The organism is Paraburkholderia sp. SIMBA_054, from assembly GCF_046534875.1.
Classification (GTDB): Bacteria; Pseudomonadota; Gammaproteobacteria; order Burkholderiales; family Burkholderiaceae; genus Paraburkholderia; species Paraburkholderia hospita.
Genome location: NZ_JAWRXV010001910.1, coordinates 1 through 228, shown reverse-complemented (window position 1 = coordinate 228; position 228 = coordinate 1). Strand labels below are relative to the sequence as shown.

The 228-nt window shown below is 58.8% G+C and carries 1 protein-coding gene; it reads left to right on the top strand.

Annotated features, from left to right (window positions below; genetic code table 11):
- On the top strand, positions 1–228 hold a 228-nt coding region (locus SB822_RS61695), incomplete at both ends, for a hypothetical protein (protein ID WP_410859748.1).

Below are 228 nucleotides of genomic sequence, written 5' to 3'. Positions count from 1 at the left end.
CCGGCACGCGCATCGAGGAAACCGCGCGTCTCGCCGACGAAGTCGAGAAGGTGATCCGCGAAGTGGTGCCCGCGAACGAACTCGGCACCATCCTCGATAATCTCGGCCTGCCGTATAGCGGTATCAATCTTTCATATAGCAATGCAGGGACAATCGGCACGCTCGACGGCGAAATCCAGATCGCGTTGAAGGAAGGCCACGAGCCGACGCAAGTCTACGTGGACAAAC